Annotated in this window: 1 protein-coding gene; it reads right to left on the bottom strand. The window is 68.5% G+C overall.

The window, feature by feature from the left end; genetic code table 11:
- Positions 1 to 157: 157 nt before the first annotated feature.
- A partial coding sequence (locus IE108_RS34655; protein ID WP_189397855.1) for an RICIN domain-containing protein occupies positions 158 to 856 on the bottom strand: 699 nt, incomplete at its 5' end.

Raw genomic sequence — 856 nt, 5'->3', positions numbered from 1 at the left:
TACTGCTGCCGGGGTCCACAGTCGCGGACGCGGGCTCCAGGGAAGTCCACAGGCTCACGTGGCGAGGCTAGAGGTGAACTCACCTCGCGTCAGCGGAAGTCGGGGCAGAAACGCCTGCCCCGCGGTACCTGATGAGAGGGCTTCGCGGCCCTCCCCGTCAGTCCTTGTTGGGGTGGATGATCTTCCACTCCTGGTCGTCGGTGTTGGTGCAGTCGGAGATGTTGAGCGGTGTCTCCGTGCCGCCGTTCTGGCCCTTCACGTTCAGGCACTTGTGGTTGCTGGCGTAGTTGCGGATCCAGTAGTCGCCGCTCTCCTGCTTCTGGATCCACCAGAGCTGGTTGTCGGCCAGCGTGCCGTCGCAGTGGAACTCGCCGATGCCGGTGCCGACGGGGCGGCCGTCGTACTCGCCCAGGTCCATGCAGAACTTGTCGGCGACGTTGCGGATCTGGAAGAGCGGGACCCCGCCGGGGCCGCCCTTCGGGTACTTCACCTCGAGGTTCCAGTACTGGTTGTCGCCCTCTTCGTGGCAGTTGGCCTGCTGGACGATCCCGTTGATCTGGCCCTTCTCCCGCCCGGGGATGTCGGCGCACATCTTGGTGGTGGCGTTGCGCAGCATGACGTTCATGGCGGGCACGACCGGCTTCGGCTTCGGGGGCGCGGGCTTGTCGTCCCCGCCGCCTCCGCCGCCGCCACCGCCGCCGTCGTTCTCGGGCTCCTCGGAGACCTGCGGCTCGGCTTCGGCGTCCGGCGACTCGGCCGCGCTGGGCAGGGTCTCCGGGGTGGCGCTGGGACTGGGTGCCAGGGCCGCGCCGGCCTCCTCGGTCTGCTCGGTGGCCTTCGAGGAGACCTGCGGCTT

This window comes from Streptomyces parvulus (assembly GCF_014648855.1).
Taxonomy (GTDB): Bacteria; Actinomycetota; Actinomycetes; order Streptomycetales; family Streptomycetaceae; genus Streptomyces; species Streptomyces parvulus.
Note: the sequence above shows the minus strand (reverse complement) of the source record. Positions and strands in the feature narration are given on the sequence as shown.